The sequence below is a fragment of the Streptosporangium sp. NPDC023963 genome (assembly GCF_040639135.1).
Taxonomy (GTDB): domain Bacteria; phylum Actinomycetota; class Actinomycetes; order Streptosporangiales; family Streptosporangiaceae; genus Streptosporangium.
This window is the reverse complement of record NZ_JBEZZK010000002.1, coordinates 958141-984966: the sequence shown is the minus strand read 5'-3', so window position 1 is coordinate 984966 and position 26826 is coordinate 958141. Positions and strand designations below refer to the sequence as shown.

Below are 26826 nucleotides of genomic sequence, written 5' to 3'. Positions count from 1 at the left end.
AGGAGAGCGGGGTCGCGAGGAACGAGCGGCCTCGTTCGACGAGGGAAGGAGCCGGGCAAGAGCGGCCTCACCGCGACGCGCGGCGTCGCCTTCAGCCCGTGAGGCCGCGCCGGGGACTGGACCGAGGAGAGCGGGGTCGCGAGGAACGAGCGGCCTCGTTCGACGAGGGAAGGAGCCGGGCAAGAGCGGCCTCACCGCGACGCGCGGCGTCGCCTTCAGCGTCGCCTTCAGTACTGAAAGTCGCCGGCGGCCACGCGGAGGGTTCTGAACAGGTCGAACATCTGGTCCAGCTTCGTCTCGTCGTACATGGGCATGGCGAAGTCGGCCTCCATCAGGTCGGCGGTCGCCCGGCGGACGGTCTCGCGGCCCCGGTCGGTGATCTCGGCGAGCACGCCCCGGCCGTCGCGGGGGTTGGGCATGCGCCGCACCAGACCGGCACGTTCCAGGCGGCTCACGGTGTTGGTCACGCTCGTGGGGTGGACCATCAGGCGCTCGCCGATCTTGGAGAGCGGCAGCGCCCCCGTCTTGCTGAAGGTCAGCAGCACCAGCGCCTCGTACCGGGCGAAGGTCAAGTCATGCGGTTTGAGCAGCGTGTCCAGTTGCGACAGCAGGATCTGGTGCGCTCTCATGATCGATGTGACGGCGGCCATGGCCGAGGAGGGCCCGAAGTGAACGCGCCACGTCTCCGCGGCACGTTCGATGGGGTCAAACGGGAGATTCAGCTGACCTGTAACCACAGGGCTACGGTAGCGCGGCCTCATCCCGATTCGCCCATATACGTAGAGTCACCGAACTGATGGCTTCACCAAGAACCCGGACGCCAAACGTCACGCTCCGTTATGGTTCCCACATCGAATGGTGAGGCCGTGGCCAAGTGGCCACGATGACTCAGTCCGGCCTGCGGGGGACGCGAGCCGGACCGGCGCCGAGGGGACCGGCATCCGCACATTCACGGCACGGGGGGTGCTTGATGAACGACAACTTGACGGCGTTCGGACGCCGGACGGACTTCGGTTACACCGGCACGGCGTGGGTTCCCACCACGCCGGCCGGTGCGTGAGCACAGGGGCGTTTCACGCGAGGAACTCCAGCAGAGCGGACTGATGGCCGTCGCCATCCTGCTCGTGCTCGGGGTGGTCGCGGCGTGGAGCGTCCTGGTTCCCGGTGTCAGCGCGTGGGAGAACATCGTCGTCGCGGTGATCGGCTCGCTCCGGCTGACCGGTCCGGTGGCGGCCGCGTTCGCCGCCTGGGTGGCGGTGCGCAGGCGGCGCGGGACACGCGGGCGGTCGATGACGCCGTGGCAGGCGGTACGGGCGCCACTCGCGATCCTGGTGGTGTCGGGAGGCGCGTTCACCGCCACCGTCGTGGTCCTGGCGGTCAGAACCATGATCACGGAGCAGGCCGGGCGGCTGCTGCCCAGCGGCCTGGTGATGGGCGCGGCCGGGCTGGCGCTGTACGTCGTCATCGGCTGGGTGATCGGCTGGCTGCTGCCGTGGACGATCACCCCGGTCCTGGCCGGGCTCGGCTGCTACAGCCTGTTCACCTGGCTGTGCCAGGGGCCCGCCTGGGGCGACCGGCTCGCCCCCGCGACGCGGGAGCCGTACGACCCGTTCCAGGGGCTGAACGCGGCGGCGTTCACCGACCAGACGCTCTGGCTGGTGGGGATCAGCTCGGCGCTGCTGCTCGGCTGGGCGGCGGTCGTGACGCGCCAGGCCCTGGTGCTGGCCGCCGCGCTGATCGCGGTGCTGGCCGCGGGGACCGGCATGGCCAGGCTGTTCACCGAGCAGCAGCCGGTCTCGGCCCAGCAGGTCGTCTACAGCTGCCAGGAATGGCCGATCATGGTCTGCGTGCACCCGGGGATGCGCGCCGGCCTGCCCGAGCTGAGCGCGGAGTTCGTCAAGATCGCGTCCCGGCTGGCGGGGACGCCCGGGGAGTTCTCCCGGGTGGAGCAGCACCCCCGGCGCGACACCACCCCGGTCGCCGCGGGCGTGATCGCGATTCACGTCGACGACCTGGCGGCCGGGTTCGCCGAGAAGGCGGCCGACGAGTTCGTCGGCGACCTGGCCGCCCGGTGCGACGCCACCCCCGCGGCGGGCTACCGCGACATCGTGGCCGCGTGGCTGCGTGGCGAGCCGCTGCCCGGCGGGCCGCTCCCGGAACACCGGTACGCCGCGGCGTGGTTCTCCGGCCTCACGGACGTCCAGCGGCGCGACTGGCTCCGGCTCTACTACGCCGATTTCACCGGTTGCCGGCTACAAAGCACTCACTTCGGGGGCCAGGCCGAGCAGACCCCTCAGACAGGGCAGGCCGGGCAGGGGGCGGGGGGCGCCTCGACCGGTCCCGAACCCCGGCCCGGCACCGGCCACCAGGCACCCGGCGGACCCCCGTCCCCGGGAGCGGGCACCCCGGGCGGCCCCCGGCGCGGCCCCTTCGCCGAAGGCGGCGCGCTCCCGTCGCCACGGGGATAGGAAGATCGGCATAGGCTCCGCGTGAGAAGGTCACCGTCCGGGGAAGGAGAGCGCTGTGAAAGCCTCCCAAGAAGCTCCGCCCGCGGCGCCCCAGGCGGCCCGTCGCGGGCGCGGCTGGCGTTTCCTCGCCGGGCTGCTCGTCGTCGTCGTCCTTCTCGTCGTGGGTGCCCGCCTCACCTGGTCGTGGCTGAACCCGTTCGGCGAGGAGACGGTCGACCGCAGCCAGCCCGTGCTGCTGGAGTCCATCCACAACCTCAGCCGCTTCGAGGCCGCCACCGGCAACTTCCAGGTCGTGGTCGACCTGGAGAAGGACGCGGCCTTCCTGCCCGACGCGGTCAAGGGAAGCCGGACGCTCTTCGTCGGAGCCGGCGGCGTCGACGCCTACGTCGACTTCGCCGGCATCGCCGGCAACGCCCTGACGGTCTCCCCCGACCGTACCGAGGTCACGGTGAAGCTGCCCCGCGCCCAGCTGGAGAAGCCGAACCTCGACAACAAGCGCTCGTACGTCTACGCCCAGCAACGCGGTCTCTTCGACCGGGTCGAGGACCTGCTGTCCTCCTCCCCCGCCGACCAGCGCGAGCTCTACATGCTGGCCGAGAGGAAGATCGCCGAGGCCGCCCAGGCCAGCGACCTGCGCAACCGGGCCGACCAGAACACCAAGATCATGCTTGAGGGCCTGCTGAAGGGTCTCGGCTTCGAGAAGGTCACCGTCAAGTTCGCCGACGAGACCTGAGCCCGGTGTCCGCGCCCCGGCACGCGGGCTCGGACACCGGGACCCGGGTACGCGGCCCGGGCACCGGCATCACGAAGTCCGGCGCCACGGCATCACGAAGTCCGGCGGCCCGGACACGCGGCGCGGGCGCCGCGGCACGTGAGCCGCGGCGACCGGGCCCGGTGCCGGAGGCGCGTGAGCCCCGTCAGCCCGCGGCGGCCAGGAGCTCGTCCGCCGCGGTGTAGGGGTCGAGTCCCGCGTCCAGGACGCGGGTGGCGAGCGCGTCGAGGCGCCGGTCGCCGTGCAGGTGGGCGAAGCGGGAGCGCAGGGTGGTGAGGGCGATCGCCTCGATCTCGTCCCTCGCCCTGGCGTGGCGGCGCCGGACGAGCTCGCCCGACGCCTCCAGGTAGGCCAGGTGGTCGCCAAGGGCGTCGACCACCTCCTCACCCCCCTCGCCCCGGTAGGCCACGGTCTGCACGATCGGCGGCCTCCAGGGCCGCTCGACCAGGGCGATCATGTTGCGGAGCTCGCGCACGGTGGCCTGGGTGCCCTCGCGGTCGGCCTTGTTCACCACGAACACGTCGGCGATCTCCAGGATGCCCGCCTTGGCCGCCTGGATGCCGTCGCCCATCCCGGGGGCGAGCAGCACGACGGTGGTGTCGGCCATCGAGGCGATGTCCACCTCCGCCTGGCCGACCCCGACGGTCTCGACGAGGATGACCTCGCAGCCGGCCGCCTCCAGGACGCGCAAAGCCTGGGGCGTGGCCCACGACAGCCCTCCCAGGTGCCCCCGGCTCGCCATCGACCTGATGAACACGTCCGGGTCGGTGGCGTGGTCCTGCATCCGGACCCGGTCGCCCAGCAGCGCCCCGCCGGTGAACGGCGAGGACGGGTCGACGGCGAGCACGCCGACCCTCATGTCCCGCTTGCGGAACGCGTGGACCAGCATCCCGGTCGAGGTGGACTTGCCGACGCCGGGAGAGCCGGTGAGCCCGATGATCCGGGCCCGGTGCGGCCGGTCCGCGCAGAGCAGGCCGGTGATCTCCCGCAGTCGCGGGGAGCCGTTCTCGACCATGGAGATCAGCCGGGCCACGGCCCGCGGCCTTCCCTCCCTGGCCATCGCGACCAGGTCGGAGACCTCCGCGGTCATGCCGAGGGGACGCGGATGATCAGGGCGTCGCCCTGCCCGCCACCACCGCAGAGACCGGCAGCGCCGAGGCCGCCGCCCCTGCGCCTGAGCTCGTGGGCGAGGGTGAGCACGATGCGGGCGCCCGAGGCGCCGATCGGGTGGCCGACGGCGATGCCGCCGCCGTTGACGTTGACCCTGTCGAGGGAGACGCCGAGCTCCTTGGCCGACTGGAGGACGACCTGTGCGAAGGCCTCGTTGATCTCCAGCAGGTCGAGGTCGCCGACCGAGAGGCCCTGCTTGCCGAGGGCGTGCTTGATCGCGTTGGCGGGCTGCGACTGGAGCGAGTTGTCGGGTCCGGCGACGTTGCCGTGGGCGCCGATCTCGGCCAGCCAGTCGAGGCCGAGCTCCTCGGCCTTGGCCCTGGACATCACGACCACCGCGCAGGCGCCGTCGGAGATCTGCGAGGCCGACCCGGCGGTGATCGTGCCGTCCTTGGCGAACGCGGGCCGCAGCCGCGACAGGACCTCGGCGGTGGTGTCCCCGCGCACGCCCTCGTCGGCGGAGAAGACCACCGGCTCGCCCTTGCGCTGCGGGATGGCCACCGGCACGATCTCGTCCTCGAGCGTCCCGTTCTTGATCGCGGCCGCGGCGAGCTCGTGGGAGCGGGCGGAGTACTCGTCCTGCTCCTCGCGGGTGAGGCCGAGGCGCGCGTTGTGCCGCTCGGTGGACTCGCCCATGGCCACCTGGTCGTAGGCGTCGGTGAGGCCGTCGAAGGCCATCGAGTCGACGATGCCTGCGGAGCCGTACTTCACGCCCCTGCGCAGGCCGGGCAGCAGGTGCGGCGCGTTCGACATGGACTCCATGCCGCCCGCGACCACGATGTCGAACTCGCCGGCGCGGATGAGCTGGTCGGCCAGGGCGATGGCGTCCAGGCCCGAGAGGCAGACCTTGTTGATCGTCAGGGACGGCACGGTCATCGGGATGCCCGCCTTGACGGCGGCCTGGCGGGAGGGGATCTGACCGGCGCCCGCCTGGAGCACCTGCCCCATGATCACGTACTGCACCGCCTCGGGGGCGACGCCGGAACGCTCCAGCGCGGCCTTGATGGCGATGCCGCCGAGTTCGGCGGCCGACAGGCCGGACAGCGAGCCGAGCAGTCTTCCGATGGGCGTACGAGCTCCGGCGACGATGACGGAACCAGACATAAGTGGAGCCTCCCTGGCGGGCTTGGGGCGACTTTGCCACCATACCCATGAGTACATCAGCGATCGCCATGGAGGATGTCCCTATGTTCATGCGCATCGATCATGTGGGAATCGCCTGCCACGACCTCGAGGAGAAGATCGCTCTCTTCGAGCGGATCTTCGAGCTCAAGGTGGTGGCGCGCGAGGTGAACACCGAGCAGGGAGTGAAGGAGGCCATGCTGCACATCGCCGACGGCGAGGGCGGTGGATCTTATATCCAGCTCCTCGAACCCCTCGGTCCCGACACGCCGGTCGGTAAATTTCTCGCCAAGCGCGGGGAAGGTGTTCACCATGTCGCCTTCGGCGTCCCGGATGTCGTGCAGGCGCTGGAGAAGATCGACGACAGGGGTGTCCGCCTCCTCGACAAGCAGCCGCGCCACGGCTCCCTGGGCTCCTCGATCGCCTTTCTTCATCCCAAAGACGTCGGGGGAATGCTCACCGAACTCGTGCAGGCCGCGGAAAGGCAAGCCGAGGTCACGCCGAATGCAAGAAACGCTGATACGTAACAAGTCACGCATAAAGCCGGACGAGACCGCCAACTCGGCACCAGCGGAGTACGCTGGCGTACCACCGGACGTGGATCCCGCCCCGGCTCCCGCTTCGGATGCCTGAAACCCCCGTCCGGCCCGTGTAGCCGTCTCGACAACCCAGGATCGAGCCTCCATGCAGTCCGACATCGACGCCCAGCTCAACAACTTCTTTGAAGACGCCCCCGCTCGGGAATTCGACGTGGTGCTCCGTGGCTATGACCGGCACCAGGTCCACGACCACCTGAAGCAGCTCGACGGCGAGCTCCGGCAGTCCCGGGAGCAGGTTCAGGGCCTGCAGCGGGATCTGTCCGACTCCCAGCGCCAGCTTCAGGAGCAGGAGCGCCCGACCTACTCCGGGCTCGGCGCCCGCATCGAGCAACTGCTCCGCCTGGCGGAGGAGCAGGCGACCGAGCTGGTCCAGGCGGCCAGGTCCGAGGCGAACGAGATCAAGGCGGCGTCCAAGGTCGAGGCCGCCGACCTGCGCGCCGCCGCCGAGAACGAGGCGGCCGAGAAGCGCGCCCTCGCCACCCGCGAGGTCGACGAGATGCGCACCAGCGCGGAGCGCGAGGCCGAGGAGATCCGCTCGACGGCCCGCCGCGAGGCCGACGAGCTGACCGCCACCACCGAGCGCGAGGTCTCCAAGCTGCGCGCCACCGCCGACCACGAGGTGGCCGAGAAGCGCGCCGACTCCGAGCGCGAGATCGCCAAGCTGCGCACCACCACCGAGCGCGAGGTGGCCCAGCTGCGCGCCTCGACCAAGCGTGAGCGCGACGAGGTCCTCACCACCGCCAAGCGCCAGGCCGACGAGATGCGCGCCCAGGCCCAGCGGGTGCTCGAGGAGTCCGAGGCCAAGCGGGCCCAGGACGAGGCGGAGTTCGAGATCCAGCTCGCCGCCAGGCGCGAGGAGGCCGAGCGCCAGGAGGCCGAGCGTCACGCCAACGCGCAGGCCGCGGCACAGCAGCTGACGGCCACCGCCGAGCAGCGGGCGGCCACCGCCGAGCAGCGGGCCACCAAGGCCACGCAGCAGGCCGAGCAGACCCGCCGCGAGGCCGACACGCACGCCAAGCAGCTGCTGGCCAACGCGCGCAAGAACGCCGACCAGGTCGTCTCCGAGGCCAAGGCGAGCGCCGAGTCCATCGTCTCCGAGGCGAAGGCCGAGTCCGAGCGCAGCCGCTCGGTCGCCCAGCGCCAGGTCGACGAGTTGACCCGTCAGCGCGACAGCATCACCAGCCACCTCGCGCAGCTGCGCCAGCTGCTCGGTGGCGCGCCGCTCCCGGCCGCCGAGCCGGAGCCCGCGATCGCCGCGGCACCGCCGAAGCCGGCCATCCCCGCCGCCGCCAACGGCGCCGAGAAGCCGGTTCCCGCGCCCGCCAGGGCCGAGGCGAAGGACGACGACGCGGAGTGGTGGCAGGAATAGGCGGCCGCTGACTCCGGGGCGTTGGCGACGGCTACCAGAGAGCCTGGCGACCTTCACGGTCGCCAGGCTCTCTTCCTGTCCTTCCTGTCCTTCCTGTCCCGCTTCCTGTCTCGCCGTCCCCCGCCGGGGTCTCGCCGTCCCCCGCCGGGTCGGCCCGGACTGCCCCCACCAGGTCGTCCCGGCCTGTGGCGCCGTCGCCGCTCACCCGCGAGGTGGCGCTCCCCCGGCAAGCTCGGCGACGAAGCCGGACACCGCCCGGTTGAACGCCTCGGGCTGCTCGACCGCGCTGAGGTGACCGGCCTTCTCGATCACGGCGAGCCTCCCGTCGGGCACGGCCTCGACCATCGCCCCCGCCTCGGCGGGCGAGGCGATCTCGTCCTCCTCACCCACGATCACCAGGACGGGCGTCTTGAGCGCCCGCAGCGTGTCGAAGGAGTCGGGGCGGCCGGCCATGGCCCGCTGCGCCCAGGCGACGGCCGTCGGCGGGGCCGACTGGACCAGCCCGCGCACCCGGCCGAACACCATCGCCCTGCGCTGCACGGTGGTCTGCCCGACCAGTCCGGGAAGCACCTCCCGCAGCAGGACGGACGTGCCCTCCTCCAGCACCGCGGCGGCGATCCGCTCGCGGTTGGACCTGGCGGCCTCCGGGTCGGCCCCCGCCTTGGTGTCGGCGAGGATCACCCCCAGCAGCCGGTCGGGGTGACGGCGGCACAGCGCCATCGTCACGTAGCCGCCCATGGACAGCCCGCCGACGACCGCGCGGTCCACGCCCTCGCGGTCCAGCAGGCGTACGACGTCGTCGGCCATCACGTCGAGGGAGGGCTCGTCCTCGCCCAGCACCGAGCCGCCGAAACCGCGCAGGTCGGGAGTGATGACCTTGCAGACGGTCGACAGCCCCTCCCGCTGGGCCAGCCACATGGCCGACGAGAGGGGGAACGCGTGAAGGAGGACGACCGGAAGCCCTTCTCCCGCCGACCGCGTGTACAGCTGCACGCCGTCCACCGTATTCCCGGGGTCCCCTCCTGGCACCCCCGCTTCCACAACCGTTTATGACGTTGTGGTAACTCCGTCGCCGGCGAACGGGACCCGCCCGGCGATACGGCGACGAAGATCCTGTGAGAGGTCCGAACCGGACAGGCTCCTAGGCGTCCGGGACTTCGGTGGGCAGGGGGTGGGCGGCCGGATTCACCCGCAGGACGATCCGGTCGAGGACGATGCGCACGTACGGCTCGCCGACCCACAGGTGCTTGGCGTCGTCCACCCCGACGACCTCGGCCTGGGGCACCCTGGCGAAGCGCTCGCGGGCCTGCTCGGGACGCAGGTAGTCGTCGAACTCCGGGATCATCGCGGTCAGCGGCCGGCCGAACTCCGCCCACGCGTCGAGGTCGGCGTCGGTGGCCCGGTGCAGCGGCGGGGAGAGCAGGATCGCGCCCTCCACCAGCGGGTCGCGGCCCCACTTGAGCGCCAGCTCGGTGCCGAAGGACCAGCCGAGCAGCCAGACCCGGGGCAGGTCGTTGAAGTCGGCGTACTCCAGGGCGGCGGCGACGTCCAGGCGCTCGTCCTCGCCCCCGCCGAAGGCGCCCTGGGAGGTGCCCCGCTCCGAGGTGGTGCCGCGCGTGTTGAACCGCAGCACGGCCAGGTCGGCGAGGGCGGGCAGCCGGTTGGCCGCCTTCTTGTAGACGTGGCTGTCCATCATGCCGCCGTGGGTGGGCAGCGGGTGCAGGCAGACCAGCGTGGCCACCGGGGGCCGGTCGGCGGGAAGGGCCAGCTCGCCGACGAGCGTCAGGCCGTCGCCGGTGTGCAGCTCGACCGGCTCCCTGCGCGCGGGCAGCACCGTAGAGGCCCGAATCTCCATGTCTCTCCTCGAATCCGCTTCGGCCGGCCGACGTCAGCGCCGGTCGTGGCCAGTCGTGCCGGTCGTGGCCGGCCGGTCAGTATCTGCTTCGGCCGGGACCGCGCCTGACCCGGTTGCGCCAGCACGCGGTGTGCCAGTGCCTGCGCTCGTCCTCCCCGCCCTGCCAGGCGGGCCAGCTGACCAGGTGCGGCAGGCCGGGCCTGATCTCCTGGTCGCAGCCGGGGCAGCGGTAGACCTTGTCCGCCGCGCCGCCGGTGACCCGGCGCACCTGCCAGTCGCCGTCGGGCCACTCCTCGGTACGGTCGACGCCGGGCACGAAGCCGCCGACGGGACGGGCGTGGCCCCGGTTGCCGCCTCGGTCGAAGGGGTCGGCGCGGCGGGCCTTGCGGGGGCTCACGGCAGGTCTCGGATGCTCCGGACCCACGCCGCGCCGAGGCCGTCCGTCCCGGTCCTCCCGGGCGTCCCGGTCACCTCGACCGCCTCAAAAGTGCTCGTCATCGTTCTCCCACCCTGCCCGCCGGGTCCGCCCCACGTGGCGGACCGCCCTTTCCGGCATCGCAACAGTCTCCCAGAGAGGTACCGGCTACCCCAAAAGCCGGTCGGGTAGCCGAAGAGCGGACAGAAAGTACTTGAACGGGAGTTGAGTAGTAATTACCATTTGAGAATGTGAGCGGAGGAGGAGACATGAAGGACGAGCTGACACCGGAGGAGGCCCTGCGGCGGATCGCCGAGGTCGACCGGCGGACCAGGCGGCCGGCGCGCGTCGTCGGCCTGCTCTACGCGGTCGTCGGCCTGGGCACGATCGTCTACTGGCCCGTCATGTTCCTCGGCCCGGCCTGGTCGCAGGTCACGGCCGGGGTGGCGTGGATCCTCCTGACCGTCCTGTTCGTCGGATACCTCGGCGGCATGAGGGTCCAGGACCCGGAGGTCACCTGGGCCAACAGGTCGACCGGTCCCGTGACGATCTCGTACGTCGTCCTGGTCGTGATCGTGTTCGTGTTCGGCGCGTTCTTCCGTCCCGGCGACCCGGGCGGCGGCTGGAGCGCGGCGCTGATCGCGCTGTCGCTCTGCGCGAGCGTCCCGCCCTTCTACGCGGCGTGGCGCGTGCTGCTGGCGGAGCGGTGAGCGTGGCGAACGACGCGAACGGCGACACTGACGGCGCGGAGGAGGCGGGCCGCACGCGTCGTACGGGCGGTGGCGCGGGCCGGGCGGCGCGCGACACGGGGAGCGCCGGGGGTGGCACGGGCTCGCACCCCCGGCACGACCTCGACGACGTCATCCACGCACCCGTCCGGTTGTCGATCATGGCCGCCCTCTCGGCCACCGACAAGGCCGAGTTCCGCTTCCTGCGCGACACAATCGAGATCAGCGACTCGCTGCTCTCCAAGCACGTCATCACCCTGGAGGAGGCCGGCTACGTGCACGTGGAGAAGGCCTTCGTGGGTAAGCGTCCACGCACCTGGCTGGCCATGACCGACGAGGGCCGCCGGGCGTTCCATGACTACGTCTCCGTGTTGAGGCGCCTCACCGAGGGATCCCCCCAATGATCGAGATAGACGACCTGCACAAACGGTACGGCGACAAGGTCGCCCTGGACGGTGTGACGTTCTCCGTGAAACCGGGCGAGATGTTCGGCTTCGTCGGAGCGAACGGCGCGGGCAAGACCACCACGATGCGCATCCTGATGGGCGTGCTCACCGCCGACTCGGGCTCGGTGCGCCGCGACGGCAAGGCTCTGACGTTCGACGACCGGCGCCGGTTCGGCTACATGCCGGAGGAGCGCGGCCTCTACCAGAAGATGAGGGTCGCCGAGCAGGTCGAGTACTTCGGCAGGCTCAGCGGCCTGAGCGCGGGCGGGGCCAGGAAGGCCACCGCCGACCTGCTCGAACGGCTCTCGCTCACCGAGCGCGTCAACGACGCGGTGGACGCGCTCTCCCTGGGCAACCAGCAGCGCGTGCAGCTCGCGGTGGCGCTGGTGCACGATCCCGAGGCGCTCATCCTGGACGAGCCCTTCTCCGGGCTGGACCCGCTCGCCGTCGACGCGCTGGCCGAGGTGCTCGCCGAGCGCCGCGCCGCGGGCGTGCCGGTGCTCTTCTCCAGCCACCAGCTGGACCTCGTCGAGCGGCTCTGCGACTCGGTCGGCATCATCTCCGCCGGCCGCGTGGTGGCCAGCGGCACGGTCGAGGAGTTGCGCGAGCGGGAGGGACGCGGCCGGCTCAGGGTGGTCGTCAGGAACGCCTCCCCCGGCTGGGCCTCGTCCCTGCCGGGAGAGGTCACCGAGAAGGGCGACGAGGTCCTCGTCGCGGGCGTCGACGGCGACGGCCAGGAGATCCTGAGCCTCGCGGTCAAGGCCGGAAGGGTCGAGCACTTCGGCTGGCAGCGCCCCACGCTCACCGAGATCTTCAGGGAGGCCGTCGCGTGAGCGGACTGTGGCTGGTCGCGCGGCGGGAGATCGTCACGCGCGGCCGTACGAAGGCGTTCGTCATCGGCCTCGTGGTCAGCGCCGTCCTGGTCGCGGCGCTGGCGTTCCTGCCCAGGCTCTTCTCCGGGCCCGACTCCTACACCGTGGGACTCGCAGGAGCGCAGGCGCAGGCGCTGGAACCGGCCCTGACCGCCGCGGCCAAGGACGTGAAGCTCACCATCAGGAAGTTCCCCGACGAGGGGGCCGCGGTCAGCGCGATCAGCCTCGACGAGGTGGACGCCGCCGTGGTGGACCGCAACAGGGTGCTCGCCGACGGCGAGGTGGACGACAAGCTCGGACTGCTGCTGGAGACCGCGAACCAGACCACCCAGACCCAGCGGCAGCTGTCCGAGGCGGGCCTCGATCCGGCCAAGGTGGCCGCCGCCATGCGGGTAGCCCCCCTGGAGCAGGTCTCCATCGGCGCCGACGCCCGCTACGCGGGCGTGCGGGTGGGCATCGCGTCCCTGCTGGTCATGGTGCTGTTCTTCCTGCTCATCTACTCCTCCATGTACGTCGCCATGGGCGTGGTCGAGGAGAAGGGCAGCCGGATCGTGGAGATCCTGCTGACCTCGGTCCGCCCCTGGCAGCTGCTCGGCGGCAAGCTCGTGGGACTGGGCGCGCTCGCGCTGGCCAACATGGTCGTGATCATCGTGGCCGGTCTCGGCGCGGCGGCGGCGACCGGCCTCGCGGCCGACCTGCCCCCGGGGATGACGGGCATCGTGGTCAGCGCCCTGTTCTGGTTCATTCTCGGATACGCGTTCTTCGCCGCGATGGCGGCGGCGCTCGGGTCGCTGGTGTCCAGGCAGGAGGACGCGAACAGCGTCCTGACCCCGATGACGATGCTCATGATGATCACCTACCTGGTGGCCTACTTCGCGGCGGTCCAGCCGGGCAGCCCGGTGGCCAGGATCCTGTCGCTGGTGCCGCCGTTCTCCTCGATGGTCATGCCGGTCAGGATGGCCGGGGGCGAGGTGTTCGCCTGGGAGATCGCCGTGGCGGCGGTCCTGATGCTCCTGGCGACGGCGGGCACCCTCATGCTGGGCGCCCGCATCTACAGCCGCGCGGTCCTGCGTACCGGCGCCCGGGTGAAGCTCTCCGAGGCGATGCGCTGACCCGGGGGACGCGGTTCCGGCTCCCCGGCCGTACGGCCGGGGAGCCACGTCTCCGCTCACCGGGCCGCCATCGGGCCACCCGGCCGTCAGAGCACCGGGCCACCAGGTCACCGGGCAGCCGGGCCACCAGGCCGTCAGGTCATCAGGCCGTCAGGTCATCAGGCCGTCAGGTCATCAGGCCGTCAGGCCGTCAGGCCGTCAGGCCGGATCACGGGGATCCGGGCCCCGTCCGGCCGGTAGGGTTCGGTCATGCGTCTGGTCATAGCGCGGTGCAGCGTTGATTACGTCGGGAAGCTCACCGCCCATCTTCCGATGGCGCCCCGGCTCATCCTCATCAAGGCCGACAGCAGCGTCTCCATCCACGCCGACGACCGGGCCTTCAAACCGCTGAACTGGATGAACCCGCCGTGCAAGCTCCGCGAGGAGGAGGGCACCTGGACGGTGACCCACGGCAAGACCGGCGAGAAGCTCGTCCTCACCATGGAGGAGATCATCCACGACACCAGCCACGAGCTGGGCGTGGACCCGGGCCTGATCAAGGACGGGGTCGAGGCCCACCTGCAGGAGCTGCTCGCCGAGCACATCACCACCCTGGGCGCGGGCTGGACGCTCGTCCGCCGCGAGTACATGACGGCCATCGGCCCCGTCGACATCCTCTGCCGCGACCACACGGGCGCGTCCGTCGCCGTGGAGCTCAAGCGCCGCGCGGGCATCGACGCCGTGGAACAGCTCACCCGCTACCTGGAGCTGATGAACCGCGACCCCCTGCTCGCCCCGGTCGGCGGCATCCTGGCCGCCCAGAGCATCGCACCCCAGGCCAAGACCCTCGCCGAGGACCGCGGCATCCGCTGCGTCACCCTCGACTACGACGAGCTGCGCGGCATCGAGCGCAACGACACCCTGTTCTGAGTTCCGGCGCACCGGCGGCCCGCCTTCCGGCGGGGACGTCCACGACGCGGCCCCGCGGGAACTCCCGCCCCAGGGCCGCGGCGGCACGCCCGCTCCGTCAGTCACGCTCCGTCAGTCACGCTCCGTCAGTCACGCTCCCCGGCCGGCTTCCCGTTTCCTGGCGCCAGGTGCGGGGTGTACGTCCTGACCGCTTCGAGCAGCCGGGCCTTCGACGGGTTCACCATCGCCTTCCCTGCCACGGTCACCGTCGGTACGGTCTCGTTCCCGTCCGCGACCGAGCGGACGAACGCCGCCGCCTCGGGATCTTTCCAGATGTCGACCTCGCTGTAGCGCAGCCGCGTGAAACGCAGGCGCGTGCGCAACTTCATGCAGTACGTGCAACCGGGCCGCCAGTAGACGACCACGCCGCCGTGGTCCGCGTTCTCGTACGACGTCGCCCGGCCTCGGCGGGGCAGGTTCGTGACGACGAGCAACGCGACGGCGAGAACAAGGAGCGCGAAGGACACCGGGGACATGGGGGAAGTATCTCAAGCCGCTCGTGACCCGACGGCGTGGGCCTCACCGACCTCACCACCCGGCGCTTCGCGCGAACCAAGCTCGGGCTGTGCCTTCCGGGGCGCCGCCCCGGACCCCGGGCGAAGGGCCTTCCGGCCCCTCGCGCTCCCCGGTCGTTCTGCGGTTCCCCTGACGACGGCCCCTTTACAACGGGAACCCAGCCGATCGTGCGACGGTGACGAAGGCCCCAGCCCGGACACTGCCAAAGCCCGGACGAGATCCCTGAAACGGAGTCCGACGACCGTTACGGCGTGCCGAACTCGCCGTCCAGCACTCCACCAAGGAACGCCGGCCACTCCGCGGGCGTGAAGACCAGGGCGTGGCCCGCTGCTCGTCGAGTTGATGTGCCGCAGCTGGGGTTACCGGTGGCCGGCCACCGGCGGCAAGGTCGTCTGGTGCGTGATCGCGGGCGATCCCGACCACGCGTTCGGTGGCGGAAGACCCGTTCCAGGGTCGCGCGCCGAGGGATGACGAGACCCCGTGTCCTCCGTTCGGTGGACACGGGGCTCCATCGAACGTTGGTGCCGCGCGAAACGCCTGAACGCGACGCTTGGGACATGGACACAGCGGTGAGAGTGAGAGGCCTGACCAAGCGCTACGGCGACGTCCAGGCCGTCGGGGGGATCGATCTCGACATCCACGCGGGCGAGGTGTTCGCGATCCTGGGCCCGAACGGGGCCGGGAAGTCCACCACGGTGGAGATCATGGAGGGGCACCGCACCCGGGACGCCGGGGAGGTCAGCGTCCTGGGCGTCGACCCCGGCAGGCCCACCCGCGCGTGGCGTTCGCGGATCGGCATCGTGCTGCAGACGGCCGACGACGCGGCCGAGGCGACCGTACGGGAGACCGTGCGGCACTTTGCGGGCTACTACCCCGGGGGCAAGGACCCGGACGAGGTGATCGAGCAGGTCGGGCTCGCGGAGAAGGCGGACCAGCGCATCCGGAAGCTCTCGGGCGGCCAGCGGCGCCGGGTGGACGTCGCGCTGGGGGTGATCGGCGACCCGGAGCTGCTCTTCCTGGACGAGCCGACCACCGGGTTCGACCCGGAGGCCCGCAGGCGGTTCTGGGAGCTGATCGAGGGCCTGGCCCGCGACGGCACCACGATCGTGCTGACCACCCACTACCTGGACGAGGCCGAGGCGCTGGCCGACCGGGTGGCCGTGGTCGCCGGGGGGCGGATCGTGGCCGAGGGCGAGCCTGCGACCCTGGGCGGCAGGGCCACCGCCAAGGCCCTGGTGAGCTGGTCCGACGCGGGTGAGCGCCGCTCCCTGGAGACGGACACGCCGACCAGGACGGTCCTGGAGCTGACCGCCCGCTTCGACGGCGAGGTCCCGGAGTTGGCCGTGACCCGCCCCACCCTGGAGGACGTCTACCTCCGCCTGATCGAGACCCCCGCCTGATCGTCTCCCGTACGAACGTCGACCGATCCCCCGAGGTGATCAGCCAGATGAGCCAGACCCTTGCCCGGCCTTCCGCCCCGGCCGTCCGAGCGGGGCAACCCTCCGTGATGCGACTGGGGCTGTCACGGACGGTCGTCGAGAACAGGATGTTCTTCCGCGAGCGGGACGCGGTGATCTTCACCTTCGCCTTCCCGATCATCATGCTGGTGCTCTTCGGCTCGATCTTCGCCGGCGAGATGGAGGGGACCGGCCTGACCGTTTCCCAGCTCTACGTGGCCGGGCTGATCGGGACCGCCGCGATGACGGGGTTCCAGAACCTCGGCATCAACGTCGCGATGGACCGCGACGACGGCACCCTCAAACGGCTGGCGGGCACCCCGCTGCCCCGTACCTCCTACTTCATCGGCAAGGCCCTCAACACCCTGTTCGTCTCCTTCCTGCAGGTCGTCGTCCTGCTGGCCATCGGGGTCGCGCTGTTCGGCCTGGAACTGCCGTCGGAGGCGTCCCGGTGGGTGACCTTCACCTGGGTGTTCGTGCTCGGCGTGATCGGCTCGTCCCTGCTCGGGGTCGCGATCAGCAGCCTGCCCCGGTCGGCCAAGAGCGCCAGCGCGGTGATCGCGATGCCGTTCGTGGTGCTGCAGTTCATCTCCGGGGTGTTCATCCCCATCGGGCAGCTGCCGTCCTGGCTGGTGAACATCGCCTCGATCTTCCCGCTCAAGTGGATGTGCCAGGGATTCCGGTCGGTCTTCCTGGGTGACGCCGGCGCCACGCTCGAGGTCGCGAACTCGTACGAACTCGACCGGGTCGCCCTGATTCTGGGAGCCTGGGCGATCGGAGGACTGCTGCTGTGCCTGCTGACGTTCCGCTGGAAAAGCCGCCGCGACGGGTGAGCCCCGCCGTCTACACCGAGCCCCCCGCCCGGGGGGCCGGTGCCCACGCCTGGAAGTCCCTGAGCATCTGGGAGATGCTCCTGGTCCTCGGGCTCATCCCGCCCGTCTGGATCGCACTCACCGTCGACGCGCCCATGGCCGAGAAGGTGATCGTGGCGGGCTGCCTGGCCGCGATCCTGCCGCTCTACGTCCTGCTGGGCCGCCCGGCGATCGTCGCCGGCGACCGGCTGCGGGGGGCGATCTACATCGCTCTGCTGATCGCGCTGTTCACGCCCCCGGGCCTCATCACGTCGTACACGACATTCGCCCTGTTCGGCCTGTGCCCGCAGTGCTTCATCGTCTTCCGCGTCAAGCGGGCGATAGTCGCCATGATCGCACTGAACCTCTCCCCGATGATCCGCTACCTGTTCCTGCAGGAGAATCCGGAGCCGTTCAACTTCCTGGTGGTCGTCATGACCATCGTCCTCTTCTCCTCCACGTTCGGCATCTGGATCGAGCGGATCACCACGCAGAGCGAGGAGCGGGCCGCGCTCATCGAGGAGCTGGAGAGCAGCCGGGCCGAGATCGCCAGGCTCTCGGCCGAGCGCGGGGCGCAGGCCGAGCGCGAGCGGCTCGCCGGGGAGATCCACGACACCCTGGCGCAGGGCTTCACCAGCATCATCATGCTGATCCAGGCGGCCGAGGCGCAGCCGGACCCGTCCCGTCACCTGGCGCTGGCCGTCCAGACGGCACGGGAGAACCTGACCGAGGCCCGCCTGCTGGTCACCACGCTGAGCCCGGCCCCCCTGAACGACTCGACGCTGGACGAGGCCCTGCGGCGGCTGACGAACCGGCTCGGCGAGGAGACGGACCTGTCCGGCGGGTTCGAGGTGCACGGGAAGTCCCGGCCGCTGAGCGCTCCGGTCGAGGTGGTGCTCGTCCGCGCCGCCCAGGAGGGCCTGGCCAACGTGCGCAAGCACGCGGCCGCGGGGTCCGTCACGGTCTCGATCGCCTACGGCGACGACTCCGTGCGGCTGGAGGTACGCGACGACGGACGCGGCTTCGAGCCGTCCGGCGGCCAGGGGTACGGCCTGCGGGGCATGCGCGCCCGCGTGGAGCAGGTGGGCGGGACCCTCACGGTGACGGGACTCCCCGGCGGGGGGACGGTACTCGAAGTGACCGTCCCCACCGGCCGGCCCGCCCTCCCCGCCGACGACCCCCCAGACCTGCCCGGCGCCGCCGGCGACCGGACCGACCAGCCCGCTCGGAGGGTGTGACACATGCTTCGCGTGATGATCGTCGATGATCACCCGGTGGTCCGCGAGGGCCTTCGGGGCATGCTGGAGGCCGACCCCGGGATCACGGTGGTGGGTGAGGCGGCGTCCGGGGACGAGGCCGTCGTGCGGGCCGGGGAGCTCGCACCGGACGTGATCCTGATGGACCTGCGCATGCCGGACGGGGACGGGGTGAGCGCCACCTCGCGCATCCTCACCGGACGGCCGGAGAGCCGGGTGGTCGTGCTGACCACCTACGAGACCGACGCCGACATCGTACGAGCGGTCGAGGCCGGGGCGGCGGGGTATCTGCTGAAGGACACCTCCAGGGCCGACCTGCTGGCCGCGATCCGCTCGGCGGCGCGCGGGGAGACCGTGCTGTCGCCGTCGGTGGCGACCAGGCTGGTCACCCGGATGCGGGCTCCGACGGCCGAGTCGCTGTCGCCACGCGAGACGGAGGTGCTCTCCCTCGTGGCCAGAGGGCTGACCAACGCGGAGATCGGCAGGGCCCTCTTCATCAGCGAGACCACGGTGAAGACCCATCTGCTGCGCGTCTTCGGCAAGCTCGGCGTCTCCGACCGCACCGCCGCCGTGACCACGGCCCTGGACCGGGGCCTGCTCACCCGCTAGTGCGGTGACCGCACGCGTTCACCGGTCCGGCCCGGTCGGGCGCGCCGGCACGCGGTCACTCCTTGAGGTGCAGGGCGAGCTGGATCCGGTCACGGAGGCCCAGCTTGCGCAGCACGCTGGAGACGTGGTTCTTGACCGTGCCCTCGGTGATGAACAGCCGGGCCGCGATCTCCCGGTTGGCGGCCCCCTGAGCGACCATCCTGGCCACCTCGACCTCGCGGGCGGAGAGCAGGTCCTGCCCGCGGAAGCCGGCGGGGAGCAGGTCCTCCGCCCGCGATCCGCCGCCCGCCGCGGATGCGTGCCGGAGCTCGGCGACCAGCCTGGCGGCCACCGGGGCGCCGAGCACCGTCTCCCCCCGGCCGACCCGGTGGACCGCCGAGACCAGCTCCTCGGGCGAGCAGTCCTTGAGCAGGTAGCCCAGGGCGCCGCCGCGCAGCGCGCCGAAGATGTAGTCGTCCTCGTCGAAGGTGCTGAGCACGATCGCGGCCACCCTCGGGTGCTCCGCGGCGAGCCGGACGATCAGCTCCACCCCGTCCATCCCGGGCATCCGCGCGTCCACGAGGGCCACGTCCGGGCCGGTCTCCGCCACCACCCGCAGCGCCTCCCGGCCGTCGGCCGCCTCCCCCACCACCTCGATCCCGGGCTCGACCTCCAGCAGCTTGCGCAACCCCTGGCGCATCAGCACCTGGTCGTCGACCAGGATGATCCTGATCGAGCTCATGACCGCCTCCCCACCCCGGCCGGAGCGACCGGCAGCTCGGCCCGTAACGCGAACCCGCCCTCCGGGGCGTTGCCGCCGGTCAGCGTACCTCCGAGGGCCCGGGCCCGCTCGGTCAGCGACGTCAGCCCGAAACCCCGCCGGGAGCGCTCGCCGGCGCCCCTGCCGTCGTCGGCGACCACGAGCACGGTCCGCGCCTCGCCGAAGACGAGCCTGACCCTCACGTGCAGCGCCTCGGCGTGCCTGAGCGCGTTGGTCAGCCCCTCTTGCAGCACCCGGTACAGCACCAGCTCGGCGTCGGCGTCCAGCCGGTGCTCGGTGCCCTCCACCTCGAAGGTGACCGTGATGCCCGTGCCGTCGAACGAGGCGGCCAGCCGTTCCAGCGCCGCGCTGCCCACCCGGCCGTCCAGCGCGAGCGGGCGCAGCGCGCGCACCCATCGCCGGGCGTCGGCCAGCGCCTCGACGGTCAGCTCCTTGGCCTGGCGCACCTCGTCCCAGGCGGCGTCCGGGCGGCGCTCGCGGAAACGTTCGGCGTTCTCCAGGTCCATCTTGATCACGGTCAGGTGGTGCCCGATCGAGTCGTGCATCTCCGCGGCCATCCTCGCCCGTTCCTCCGCGACCGCGAGCTCCCTGATCCGCCCCAGCAGGCGCCGCGTCTCCTCGCGGCTGCGGCGCGCCTCCAGGGTGGACGAGGCCATCCCCAGCACGAACGCGGAGAGCATCGCCATCTCCCCGACCTGGGCCAGCCCGTCGAGGACGGACTTGCCGAAGAGCAGCGGAACGGCCGCGAACAGGAACACCGCCAGCGACGTCAGGATGACCGACGCGGCGCGCATGCCGTACAGGAAGGCGAGGTTGGCGACGGCGATGAGGGGGAGCAGCGTGTGGGTGCCCCTGGAACCGGTGGCCCCCAGCAGCAGGGTGGCCACCAGGAACATCGGGGCCACGAAGCGGCGGCCTCGCGACAGGTCCCACGGCAGCACCAGCCACAGGCCCGCGACCAGCGCGAGGTTCAGCCCGGTCAGCACGCGGGCGAGCGGGCCGCTGGGAGAGAGGACGTGGACGACGGCGGTGGCGATGAGCACGCCCCAGAACAGGACGCTGAACAGGAACGGCCGGTCGGCGTCGCGCAACCAGTCCAAACGCAGCATGCCACGACCTTAGGCCGCCGGACTCCCGGCGGTGATCCCCCCACAGTCACAATGACGATGGTCATGGTCGTTTCTATCCGCCGCTCGATGTGCCGTGCGGCGCCCGTTTCTAGTGTTGCCGTCCATGAGAGCCACTCGCCCCGTCTGGGCCGTACTGATAACCATGGCCGCCATGTTCGTCCAGATCCTGGTCGGAACGTTGCCCGTCGTGTTGCTGATGGACCGGGGGGATCCGCTCTACAGGCCGTTGGGCGTGCTCGGCACCACGATCGCCTCGATCGCCCTGGTGTACGCGATCCGCCGTTACCTTGGCCACCAGAGCTGGTCAGGGGTGCGGCTGACGTGGTCCCGGTCGGCCGCGTGGCATGTGCCGGTCGGCCTGCTCGTCGGCGCCGTGCCGGTGATCGCCGGGAACGCGCTCTCGGTGGTCCTGGGCGTGGCCACCTGGGCCTCGTGGGAGCAGGGGGTGGCGCCCACGCTGCCCTACCTGGCGCTCGCGATCGCGATCATCGTGCTCGGCCAGGCGTTCCCCGAGGAGTTGCTCTGGCGGGGGCACCTGTTCGACACGCTCTCGGACCGCCTGTCACCGCGCATGGTCCTGTTCGTCGTGTCGGCGGGCTTCGGCGTCATGCACATCGTCTCCCAGAGCCCGGCCGACGACCTCACCGAGAAACTGCTCTACGTCGTGCTCGCGACCGCCCTGGGCTTCGCCTGCACGGCGGCGCGGGTGCGCAGCGGCGCGGTCTGGATGGCGGTCGGCGTGCACACCGGCTTCCACGTCGGCAACCTGCTGACGCCCACCAAGGATCTCCGCTACGACGTGCAACTCATCTTGCTGACCTGCGCTCTCTTCCTGGCCGGGCTGGCCGTCCTGCCCCGGTCGGGCAGGAGCCCGCACCCCGCCGACGCGGAGCTCCACTCCCGCCTGTGACGACCGTCCGGCCTCTGCGCCGCCCGCCGGGGACGAGCCGGGGACGAGCGGAGCCGAAAACCAGCGGGGGCCGGTGATCGGCGGGACCGTGTTTTTCCCGCTCCGGCCGGAATGAGGCACACCTCGTTCGCGCGAACGGCAGGACCTTGACCGACTACTCAGACTTGTCACCTTCTTGCACCAGGGATGTAAGTAATAACACAACAGCCCTTCCACAAAAAGGATCTTGCACCCATAATGGTTGATTCCGGGGGCCAGAACCATGAGGTGGAAGTGATAAAGCGAGTATCTGTCAACCTCGCGCTGACCTGCGGGAGCTTGACATGAATGGACGGTCCTACCGGGGAATGTCAGCGGAGGAGCGGCTGGCGGAACGCCGGGAGCGCCTCGTCTCCGCGGCGTACACCCTTTACGCCGATCCCGGATTCCCGGAAACGACGATCGAGAGATTGTGCGCCGCGGCACGCATCTCCAACCGCGCCTTCTACGAGTGTTTCTCGGGTCGCGACGAGCTGATGCAGACCGTGTACGACCGGTGCGTGCGCGAGACGCTGGAGGAGATGTCGAAGGCCATCGACCAGGCCCCCGACACCCTGGCCTCCCGGGTCAAGACAGGGGTCACCAGTTACATCAACTTCGTCACCGGCGACAGGCGCCGCGCGCGGATCATGCATCTGGAGGTGCGCCGGGCGGGCGACTGCCTCACCACCTCCAGGCAGTCGGCCGTCGCGGCCTTCATCAAGACGATCGAGTCGAACGTCGCCGACCTGCCGGAGGCCACGAAGGCCAACCAGCGCCTCCTCGCGCTGGGCATGATCGGAGCGGTCCAGGAGCTGCTCATCGAGTGGGTCCTGGCCGACGACCCGCCTCCGGTCGGCAAGCTGATCGACACCGCCACGCACATCTTCCACAGGTCCTTCGTGACCTGACATCGGCGGGAGACTCTTGCACAGGTCCTTCGTGACCTGACACCGGCGGGAGACGAGGACGGGTCCGCCGGGCCCGTCCTCCGACGTGTTCCGGCGCCGCCGTCGCCCCCGAGCTCCGGCGGCCGTCCGGATCAGGCCACCGCGGCCACGGGGAGTTCCACGGTGAGGACCCGGTTGAGCCGGGTCACCGCCAGCACCCGCATGACCCTCGGCGGCACCCCCCTCAGAATGAGGCGGCGTTCCGCGCCCACAGCGCGTCGATGCGTGCCCACCAGCACCCCGAGACCGGTGGCATCGATCATTTCCAGCCTGGAAAGATCTACGATCAGGTCGCCGTGCCCGGAGTCGACCGCCTCGTGCAGCCGCGGGCGCACGCGGGCGACGGTTCCCACGTCGAGACGATTCCCGACGCCGACCACTTGTGCCCGGGGGTTACCAGGGACGCGCATACCTCCTCCTCACGCCTGGCCGCCGAGGAGCAACGGCCCGGCACAACGGCGGTGCGTCGCCACGGCCACCCGGTCACGCACCGCGCTCGTAAGATGTCAAAGCGTACAAGAAGGTGCGAACCTCCCTCGCTCCCGGCATCGACCTTCTGGCGAACATGTGGGTTCCTTGCCCGAATCAAGCGAGAAAACGCGGTTTAAAGCCAACCTTTTTGTTGAGCCGACCGGATCGCAGTGATCCGGTTGGTCGCGCCCAGTTTGGTGATGGCGCTGGACAGGTAGTTGCGCACGGTGCCCTGGGTGAGGTGGAGCGCGGCGGCGATCTCGGCGACCGAGGCCCCCTGAGCGGCCAGTTCCAGGGCGCCGCGCTCGCGTTCGGTGAGGGGGCTCTCCCCCGCCATCATCGCCGAGGCGGCCATCTCCGGGTCGAGGTAGCGCCCGCCCGCGTGGACCTTGCGGATCGCCGTCGCCAGCTCGTCGGCGGAGGCGTCCTTGGGGATGAAGCCGCGCACCCCGGCCGCGAGTGCCCGCCTCAGGTGTCCCGGCCGGCCGAAGCTGGTCAGTATCAGCACCGCGTGGCCCGGCAGCGTCTCGGCGACGCTCAGCCCGTCCATCCCCGGCATCTCGATGTCCAGCACGACCACGTCGGGCCGGTGCTCCAGCACGGCCGCCGCCACCAGGTCCCCCCTGGCCACCTCGGCCACCACCTCGACATCCGGCTCCAGGTCGAGCAGGGTGGCGATCGCCTTCCTGACCAGGTGCTCGTCGTCGGCCAGCAGTACCCGGATCACCGTGCCACCCCCACCGGACCGCTCGCCCCGGCCGGAGGGCCCGGCACCGCGGTCATCGTCTGGACCATCATCCTCCCCCAAGCGGAACCGTCGCCCGCAGCCTGAACTCCCCGGGGCCTCCGGGGCCCGCCGTGACGGTTCCGCCGATGGCGGCGACCCGCTCCGACAGCCCGACGAGGCCGGTACCGCCTCGGCCCTCCACCCCTTCCACCCCGTCGTTCGTCATCGTCAGCACGACACTTCCGTCGCGGACGGTCATCACCGTACGACACTCGGTCGCGAAGCTGTGCCGCAGCACGTTGGTGGTGCCCTCCCTGACCACCCAGGCCAGCAGGGTGGCCACCCCCTCGGGCACCTGGTCGCGCGGCATCTGCAGCGTGCAGCGAATGCCGCCCGCCTCCAGCACCGCGGTCATCGCGCGCAGCTCTGCGGCGAGGTCGACCGTGCGGTAGCCGCGCACCGCCGTGCGGATCTCCTTGAGCGTCTGCCGCGCCAGGATCCGTACCTCGTCCATCTCCCCCGCCGCCCGCGCGGCGTCCACCCCCGACAGCTTGGCGGCCACCTCGCTCTTGACGGCGATCGCGGAGAGGCTGTGGCCGACCAGGTCGTGCAGGTCGCGGGAGAAGCGCAGCCGCTCCTCGGTGACGGCCAGCCGGGCCTGCGCCTCCTTGCCCTCCTCCGCCGCCCTCACCACCTGCCAGAACCGGAGCTGGAGCCGGTTGGCCCACGGTGCCGTCGCGGACACCCCGACGTAGGCGCCGAGGACGGGAAGGATTCCGTCCCGGTGCGGCGACAGGAACACGTCGGCGAACCCGGGACCGGGACCGACGCCCGGAAACGTGAGAAGCAGGCTGACGGCGATCGCCGCGGCGGTGGTGGCGATCGCGGCGGACCTGCCCAGCAGCAGCACGGCACCCGACGCCCAGGCCGGGCCGAGCAGCCCCCAGGACCAGGGGTGACCGTCCTGGGTCAGCAGGAGGATCACCGCGACCACGGCCGAGGCGGCGATCTCGCCTCTCGCGCCGGTCCCGGCCACGGCCGCCTGGAGGATTCGCACGTACAGAACGCTGAAGATCAGCAGGCCCGGCACCCCGACCGCCAGCAGCGAGAGCCGGGACTGCCCGTCCGGGTCCCCCAGCGTGCTGAGAGGGCCGACCCAGGCCAGAACGAGGCCCAGGGTCAGGGAGAACACGGTCATCCGGCGGAGCCCCTGCATGGGGGACCGCTGCCTCCTCCGGGAAAGCACGGAGGAGATGAGGCGCGCGAGGCGCCTCATCCCTTTTTCACCACTGTCGACTGACATTTCGTGATGAAGGCTAACCGTGCCGGGGTTCCCAGCGGAACAGCCACCGGGCCAGCACCCCGGCCACCGCGATCCAGACCAGCAGGATCGCGAAGGAGGGCAGCGCGGCCGCCCACTGCCCGCCCATGCTCAGCGCCGCCCCGCCCCCGGAGATGTGATCCCCGCCCAGGAAGGCGGTGCGCGCGATCTCCACGACCGGAGTCGCGGGGAGCAGGGCCGAGATCTCGCTCAGCCCGCCCGGCAGCGTGTCGCCGGGGAACGCGATCGGGGCGCCGACCAGCACGAACAGGAGCACCGGGAGCACCGTGATCTGGGCGAGCTCGGCGTTGGGCGTGAGGCCGGAGAAGGCGGCGGCGAGCAGGCCGAACAGCGCGACCCCCAGGACGGCGACGATCACGAGCATCGGCACGTTGGCCACCGTGACCCCCTCGGACCGCCACATCCAGACGGCCAGGAGCGCCACCTGGGCGAGATAGAGCGCGAGCGCCCCGAGGGCGCTGCCGGCGAGAATCGCCGGACCCGATGGCTGGCCCGCCCGCAGCCGCTTGAGCACCAGTTCCTCGCGCCGGGCGGTGAAGGAGTTCACCAGGTTGACGAAGACCGCGAACACCAGCAGCAACCCCGGCAACCCGGCCAGCACGAAAAGCTTCCCGGCCACGCCGTCGACCTTCTCGGCTCCGACGGCCTGGGTGTACAGCCAGGCCATCAGGAGCGGCAGCAGGAGCACGTTGAACAGGACCGTGGTGTTCCTGCCCACCAGGGTCAGGTCGACTCTCGCGAGCCTCATCGCGTGCAGCACGTCGGTTCCCATGATCATTCGCCCCTTCTCGCCGGTCCTGCCGCCACCGCTCCGTCGCCGGTCCCCCGGATCGCTCCGGCCGCCCCGGCCCCTTCCCCGTCCGACGTCTCCCCGGCCACGCGCATGAAGGCGTCCTCCAGGGTCCCCCGGCGGACGGCCAGCCGTTCCAGGGTCTCGCCGCGCGTGTCGGCCCAGGCCAGGAGCTGCCGCACCGCCGTGTGCGCGCGGGCCTCGGCCCGTGCTCCGGTCAGGGTGTAGGCGACCTCCGTGTCACCGCCGTAGGTCAGCACGGGGGCCACGCCGTCCAGCGCGGGAAGATCACCGAAGGCCCAGGAGATGCCGGGAAGGCGGAAGGAGATCCGGTCGCCCGACCCGGCCACCACCTCCTCGACGGTCCCCTGAAGGTGGATCCGGCCCTCGTGCATGATGGCCAGCCGGTTGGCGAGGCGCTCGGCCTCCTCCAGGTAGTGGGTGGTGAGCAACACCGTGGTGCCGCCCGCCCGCAGGTCCTCGATCACCTTCCAGGTGGCGCGGCGCGCCTCGGGGTCCATGCCGGTGGTCGGCTCGTCCAGGAAGAGCACCTCCGGCCGGGAGATCACCGCCAGCGCGAGGTCGAGCCTGCGCCGCTGGCCGCCGGAGAGCTGCCGCACCCTGGTCCTGGCCTTTTTGCCCAGTCCCGCCGTCTCCAGGGCGTCCGCGGTCCCCGGATCCGTGCCCCTGTGCCGGCCGAGGAAGGAGGACGCCCCGGAGAGGCGGGCGGGGGTGTCCCCGCGGCCCGCGTCCTGGCTCAGCCCCTTCCACAGGCCGACGGTCTCGGCGACCGTGAGGTCACCGAGGAAACCCCCTTCCTGCAGCATGATCCCCACGCGGGGCCGCAGCCGTCGCCGCTGCCGGACCGGGTCGAGCCCGAGCACGCGGACGCTGCCGCCGGTGGGGGCCCGGAAACCCTCCAGGACCTCCACGGTGGTGGTCTTGCCGGCGCCGTTCGTGCCGAGCAGGGCGAACAGCTCGCCCCTCGGGACCGCGAAGGAGACGCCGCGCACCGCCTCGAAGTCGCCGTACGCCTGCCGGAGCCCGCCGACCTCGATCACGTTGTCGAGGCCGGCGGTCGCGGCGCCGGCCGGATCCGTCACCTGTGGTGTTCTCATGGGGACAATCGTCGTCGCCCCGCGTTCGACCAGGTAGTCGTCGAT

General features: G+C 71.3%; 29 protein-coding genes. 15 read left to right on the top strand and 14 right to left on the bottom strand.

Translation table 11 applies throughout. The features are described 5' to 3' along the window. Positions 1-227: 227 nt before the first annotated feature. On the bottom strand, positions 228-761 hold the full coding sequence (locus tag AB0F88_RS10285; RefSeq protein WP_362680016.1) for a MarR family transcriptional regulator: 534 nt from the start codon (positions 759-761) through the stop codon (positions 228-230). A 291-nt stretch (positions 762-1052) separates the two neighbouring features. Between AB0F88_RS10285 and AB0F88_RS10280 the strand changes: the two genes are divergently transcribed. Together AB0F88_RS10280 and AB0F88_RS10275 are read left to right on the top strand one after the other, a co-directional pair. After that, positions 1053-2468 (top strand): hypothetical protein, encoded by a 1416-nt coding sequence (locus tag AB0F88_RS10280; RefSeq protein WP_362680013.1) that lies wholly within the window; start codon positions 1053-1055, stop codon positions 2466-2468. Positions 2469-2523: 55 nt separating this feature from the next. Further along, positions 2524-3201 (top strand): DUF4230 domain-containing protein, encoded by a 678-nt coding sequence (locus AB0F88_RS10275; protein WP_362680010.1) that lies wholly within the window; start codon positions 2524-2526, stop codon positions 3199-3201. Between the two features lie 184 nt (positions 3202-3385). On the opposite strand, the gene meaB is transcribed toward AB0F88_RS10275, so the two are convergent. Continuing rightward, positions 3386-4330: a methylmalonyl Co-A mutase-associated GTPase MeaB gene (meaB, locus tag AB0F88_RS10270; protein WP_362680007.1), complete on the bottom strand. Its 945-nt coding sequence runs from the start codon at positions 4328-4330 to the stop codon at positions 3386-3388. Continuing rightward, positions 4327-5514 (bottom strand): acetyl-CoA C-acetyltransferase, encoded by a 1188-nt coding sequence (locus AB0F88_RS10265; RefSeq protein ID WP_362680003.1) that lies wholly within the window; start codon positions 5512-5514, stop codon positions 4327-4329. Before AB0F88_RS10265 ends, meaB begins: the two co-directional genes overlap by 4 nt. An 83-nt stretch (positions 5515-5597) precedes the next feature. Here AB0F88_RS10265 and mce point away from each other — a divergent pair, with 83 nt between their 5' ends. Together mce and AB0F88_RS10255 are read left to right on the top strand one after the other, a co-directional pair. Further along, the gene (mce, locus tag AB0F88_RS10260) at positions 5598-6059 is read left to right on the top strand and encodes a methylmalonyl-CoA epimerase (protein WP_362680000.1); all 462 of its coding nucleotides are present in this window, start codon (positions 5598-5600) and stop codon (positions 6057-6059) included. Positions 6060-6216: 157 nt separating this feature from the next. After that, complete coding sequence (locus AB0F88_RS10255; protein WP_362679997.1) at positions 6217-7500, top strand: DivIVA domain-containing protein; 1284 nt, start codon at positions 6217-6219, stop codon at positions 7498-7500. A gap of 201 nt (positions 7501-7701) precedes the next feature. On the opposite strand, the gene AB0F88_RS10250 is transcribed toward AB0F88_RS10255, so the two are convergent. The 3 genes from AB0F88_RS10250 to AB0F88_RS10240 all read right to left on the bottom strand — a co-directional run bounded on the left by AB0F88_RS10250 (position 7702) and on the right by AB0F88_RS10240 (position 9752). Beyond that, the gene (locus AB0F88_RS10250) at positions 7702-8493 is read right to left on the bottom strand and encodes an alpha/beta fold hydrolase (protein WP_362679994.1); all 792 of its coding nucleotides are present in this window, start codon (positions 8491-8493) and stop codon (positions 7702-7704) included. Positions 8494-8641: 148 nt separating this feature from the next. Then, positions 8642-9355 (bottom strand): alpha/beta hydrolase, encoded by a 714-nt coding sequence (locus tag AB0F88_RS10245; protein WP_362679991.1) that lies wholly within the window; start codon positions 9353-9355, stop codon positions 8642-8644. A 76-nt stretch (positions 9356-9431) separates the two neighbouring features. Then, the gene (locus AB0F88_RS10240) at positions 9432-9752 is read right to left on the bottom strand and encodes an ATP/GTP-binding protein (RefSeq protein ID WP_362679989.1); all 321 of its coding nucleotides are present in this window, start codon (positions 9750-9752) and stop codon (positions 9432-9434) included. Positions 9753-10039: 287 nt separating this feature from the next. On the opposite strand from AB0F88_RS10240, the gene AB0F88_RS10235 reads away from it, so the two are divergent. The 5 genes from AB0F88_RS10235 to nucS all read left to right on the top strand — a co-directional run bounded on the left by AB0F88_RS10235 (position 10040) and on the right by nucS (position 13837). Continuing rightward, positions 10040-10480, top strand: a complete 441-nt coding sequence (locus AB0F88_RS10235; RefSeq protein ID WP_362679986.1) for a hypothetical protein — start codon at positions 10040-10042, stop codon at positions 10478-10480. Between the two features lie 2 nt (positions 10481-10482). Continuing rightward, the gene (locus AB0F88_RS10230; protein WP_362679983.1) at positions 10483-10902 is read left to right on the top strand and encodes a transcriptional regulator; all 420 of its coding nucleotides are present in this window, start codon (positions 10483-10485) and stop codon (positions 10900-10902) included. Continuing rightward, positions 10899-11777, top strand: coding sequence for an ATP-binding cassette domain-containing protein (locus AB0F88_RS10225; protein ID WP_362679979.1), 879 nt, complete (start codon positions 10899-10901; stop codon positions 11775-11777). Before AB0F88_RS10230 ends, AB0F88_RS10225 begins: the two co-directional genes overlap by 4 nt. Then, entirely contained in the window at positions 11774-12928 is a 1155-nt protein-coding gene (locus AB0F88_RS10220; RefSeq protein ID WP_362679976.1) for an ABC transporter permease, read from the top strand. The genes AB0F88_RS10225 and AB0F88_RS10220 overlap by 4 nt, the downstream gene beginning before the upstream one ends. A gap of 249 nt (positions 12929-13177) precedes the next feature. Continuing rightward, positions 13178-13837: an endonuclease NucS gene (nucS, locus tag AB0F88_RS10215; RefSeq protein ID WP_362679973.1), complete on the top strand. Its 660-nt coding sequence runs from the start codon at positions 13178-13180 to the stop codon at positions 13835-13837. Between the two features lie 125 nt (positions 13838-13962). On the opposite strand, the gene AB0F88_RS10210 is transcribed toward nucS, so the two are convergent. Further along, complete coding sequence (locus AB0F88_RS10210) at positions 13963-14352, bottom strand: glutaredoxin domain-containing protein (RefSeq protein ID WP_362679970.1); 390 nt, start codon at positions 14350-14352, stop codon at positions 13963-13965. Positions 14353-14949: 597 nt separating this feature from the next. Here AB0F88_RS10210 and AB0F88_RS10205 point away from each other — a divergent pair. From AB0F88_RS10205 to AB0F88_RS10190, 4 genes are all read left to right on the top strand, one after another. Further along, positions 14950-15792, top strand: coding sequence for an ABC transporter ATP-binding protein (locus tag AB0F88_RS10205; RefSeq protein WP_362679967.1), 843 nt, complete (start codon positions 14950-14952; stop codon positions 15790-15792). A gap of 107 nt (positions 15793-15899) precedes the next feature. Continuing rightward, on the top strand, positions 15900-16682 hold the full coding sequence (locus AB0F88_RS10200; RefSeq protein ID WP_362679964.1) for an ABC transporter permease: 783 nt from the start codon (positions 15900-15902) through the stop codon (positions 16680-16682). After that, complete coding sequence (locus tag AB0F88_RS10195; protein WP_362679961.1) at positions 16640-17938, top strand: sensor histidine kinase; 1299 nt, start codon at positions 16640-16642, stop codon at positions 17936-17938. The genes AB0F88_RS10200 and AB0F88_RS10195 overlap by 43 nt, the downstream gene beginning before the upstream one ends. A gap of 3 nt (positions 17939-17941) precedes the next feature. Further along, the gene (locus AB0F88_RS10190; protein ID WP_362679958.1) at positions 17942-18565 is read left to right on the top strand and encodes a response regulator transcription factor; all 624 of its coding nucleotides are present in this window, start codon (positions 17942-17944) and stop codon (positions 18563-18565) included. Positions 18566-18620: 55 nt separating this feature from the next. Here AB0F88_RS10190 and AB0F88_RS10185 read toward each other — a convergent pair whose 3' ends face one another. Beyond that, the gene (locus AB0F88_RS10185) at positions 18621-19286 is read right to left on the bottom strand and encodes a response regulator transcription factor (RefSeq protein WP_362679955.1); all 666 of its coding nucleotides are present in this window, start codon (positions 19284-19286) and stop codon (positions 18621-18623) included. Further along, entirely contained in the window at positions 19283-20434 is a 1152-nt protein-coding gene (locus AB0F88_RS10180) for a sensor histidine kinase (protein ID WP_362679952.1), read from the bottom strand. Before AB0F88_RS10180 ends, AB0F88_RS10185 begins: the two co-directional genes overlap by 4 nt. A 124-nt stretch (positions 20435-20558) precedes the next feature. On the opposite strand from AB0F88_RS10180, the gene AB0F88_RS10175 reads away from it, so the two are divergent. Next, positions 20559-21365: a type II CAAX endopeptidase family protein gene (locus AB0F88_RS10175; RefSeq protein ID WP_362679949.1), complete on the top strand. Its 807-nt coding sequence runs from the start codon at positions 20559-20561 to the stop codon at positions 21363-21365. Between the two features lie 323 nt (positions 21366-21688). Beyond that, the gene (locus tag AB0F88_RS10170; protein ID WP_362679946.1) at positions 21689-22294 is read left to right on the top strand and encodes a TetR/AcrR family transcriptional regulator; all 606 of its coding nucleotides are present in this window, start codon (positions 21689-21691) and stop codon (positions 22292-22294) included. 131 nt (positions 22295-22425) lie between these two features. Here AB0F88_RS10170 and AB0F88_RS10165 read toward each other — a convergent pair whose 3' ends face one another. The 5 genes from AB0F88_RS10165 to AB0F88_RS10145 form a co-directional block, all read right to left on the bottom strand. After that, positions 22426-22743 carry an STAS domain-containing protein gene (locus tag AB0F88_RS10165; RefSeq protein ID WP_362679943.1) on the bottom strand — a complete coding sequence of 106 codons (318 nt, stop codon included), beginning with the start codon at positions 22741-22743 and terminating at the stop codon, positions 22426-22428. Between the two features lie 194 nt (positions 22744-22937). Continuing rightward, on the bottom strand, positions 22938-23531 hold the full coding sequence (locus AB0F88_RS10160) for a response regulator transcription factor (protein ID WP_362679940.1): 594 nt from the start codon (positions 23529-23531) through the stop codon (positions 22938-22940). A gap of 67 nt (positions 23532-23598) precedes the next feature. Next, positions 23599-24747 (bottom strand): histidine kinase, encoded by a 1149-nt coding sequence (locus AB0F88_RS10155; protein ID WP_362679937.1) that lies wholly within the window; start codon positions 24745-24747, stop codon positions 23599-23601. A gap of 100 nt (positions 24748-24847) precedes the next feature. Next, the gene (locus tag AB0F88_RS10150) at positions 24848-25651 is read right to left on the bottom strand and encodes an ABC transporter permease (protein ID WP_362679933.1); all 804 of its coding nucleotides are present in this window, start codon (positions 25649-25651) and stop codon (positions 24848-24850) included. Next, the gene (locus AB0F88_RS10145) at positions 25648-26781 is read right to left on the bottom strand and encodes an ABC transporter ATP-binding protein (RefSeq protein WP_362679930.1); all 1134 of its coding nucleotides are present in this window, start codon (positions 26779-26781) and stop codon (positions 25648-25650) included. The genes AB0F88_RS10150 and AB0F88_RS10145 overlap by 4 nt, the downstream gene beginning before the upstream one ends. Positions 26782-26826 lie beyond the last annotated feature (45 nt).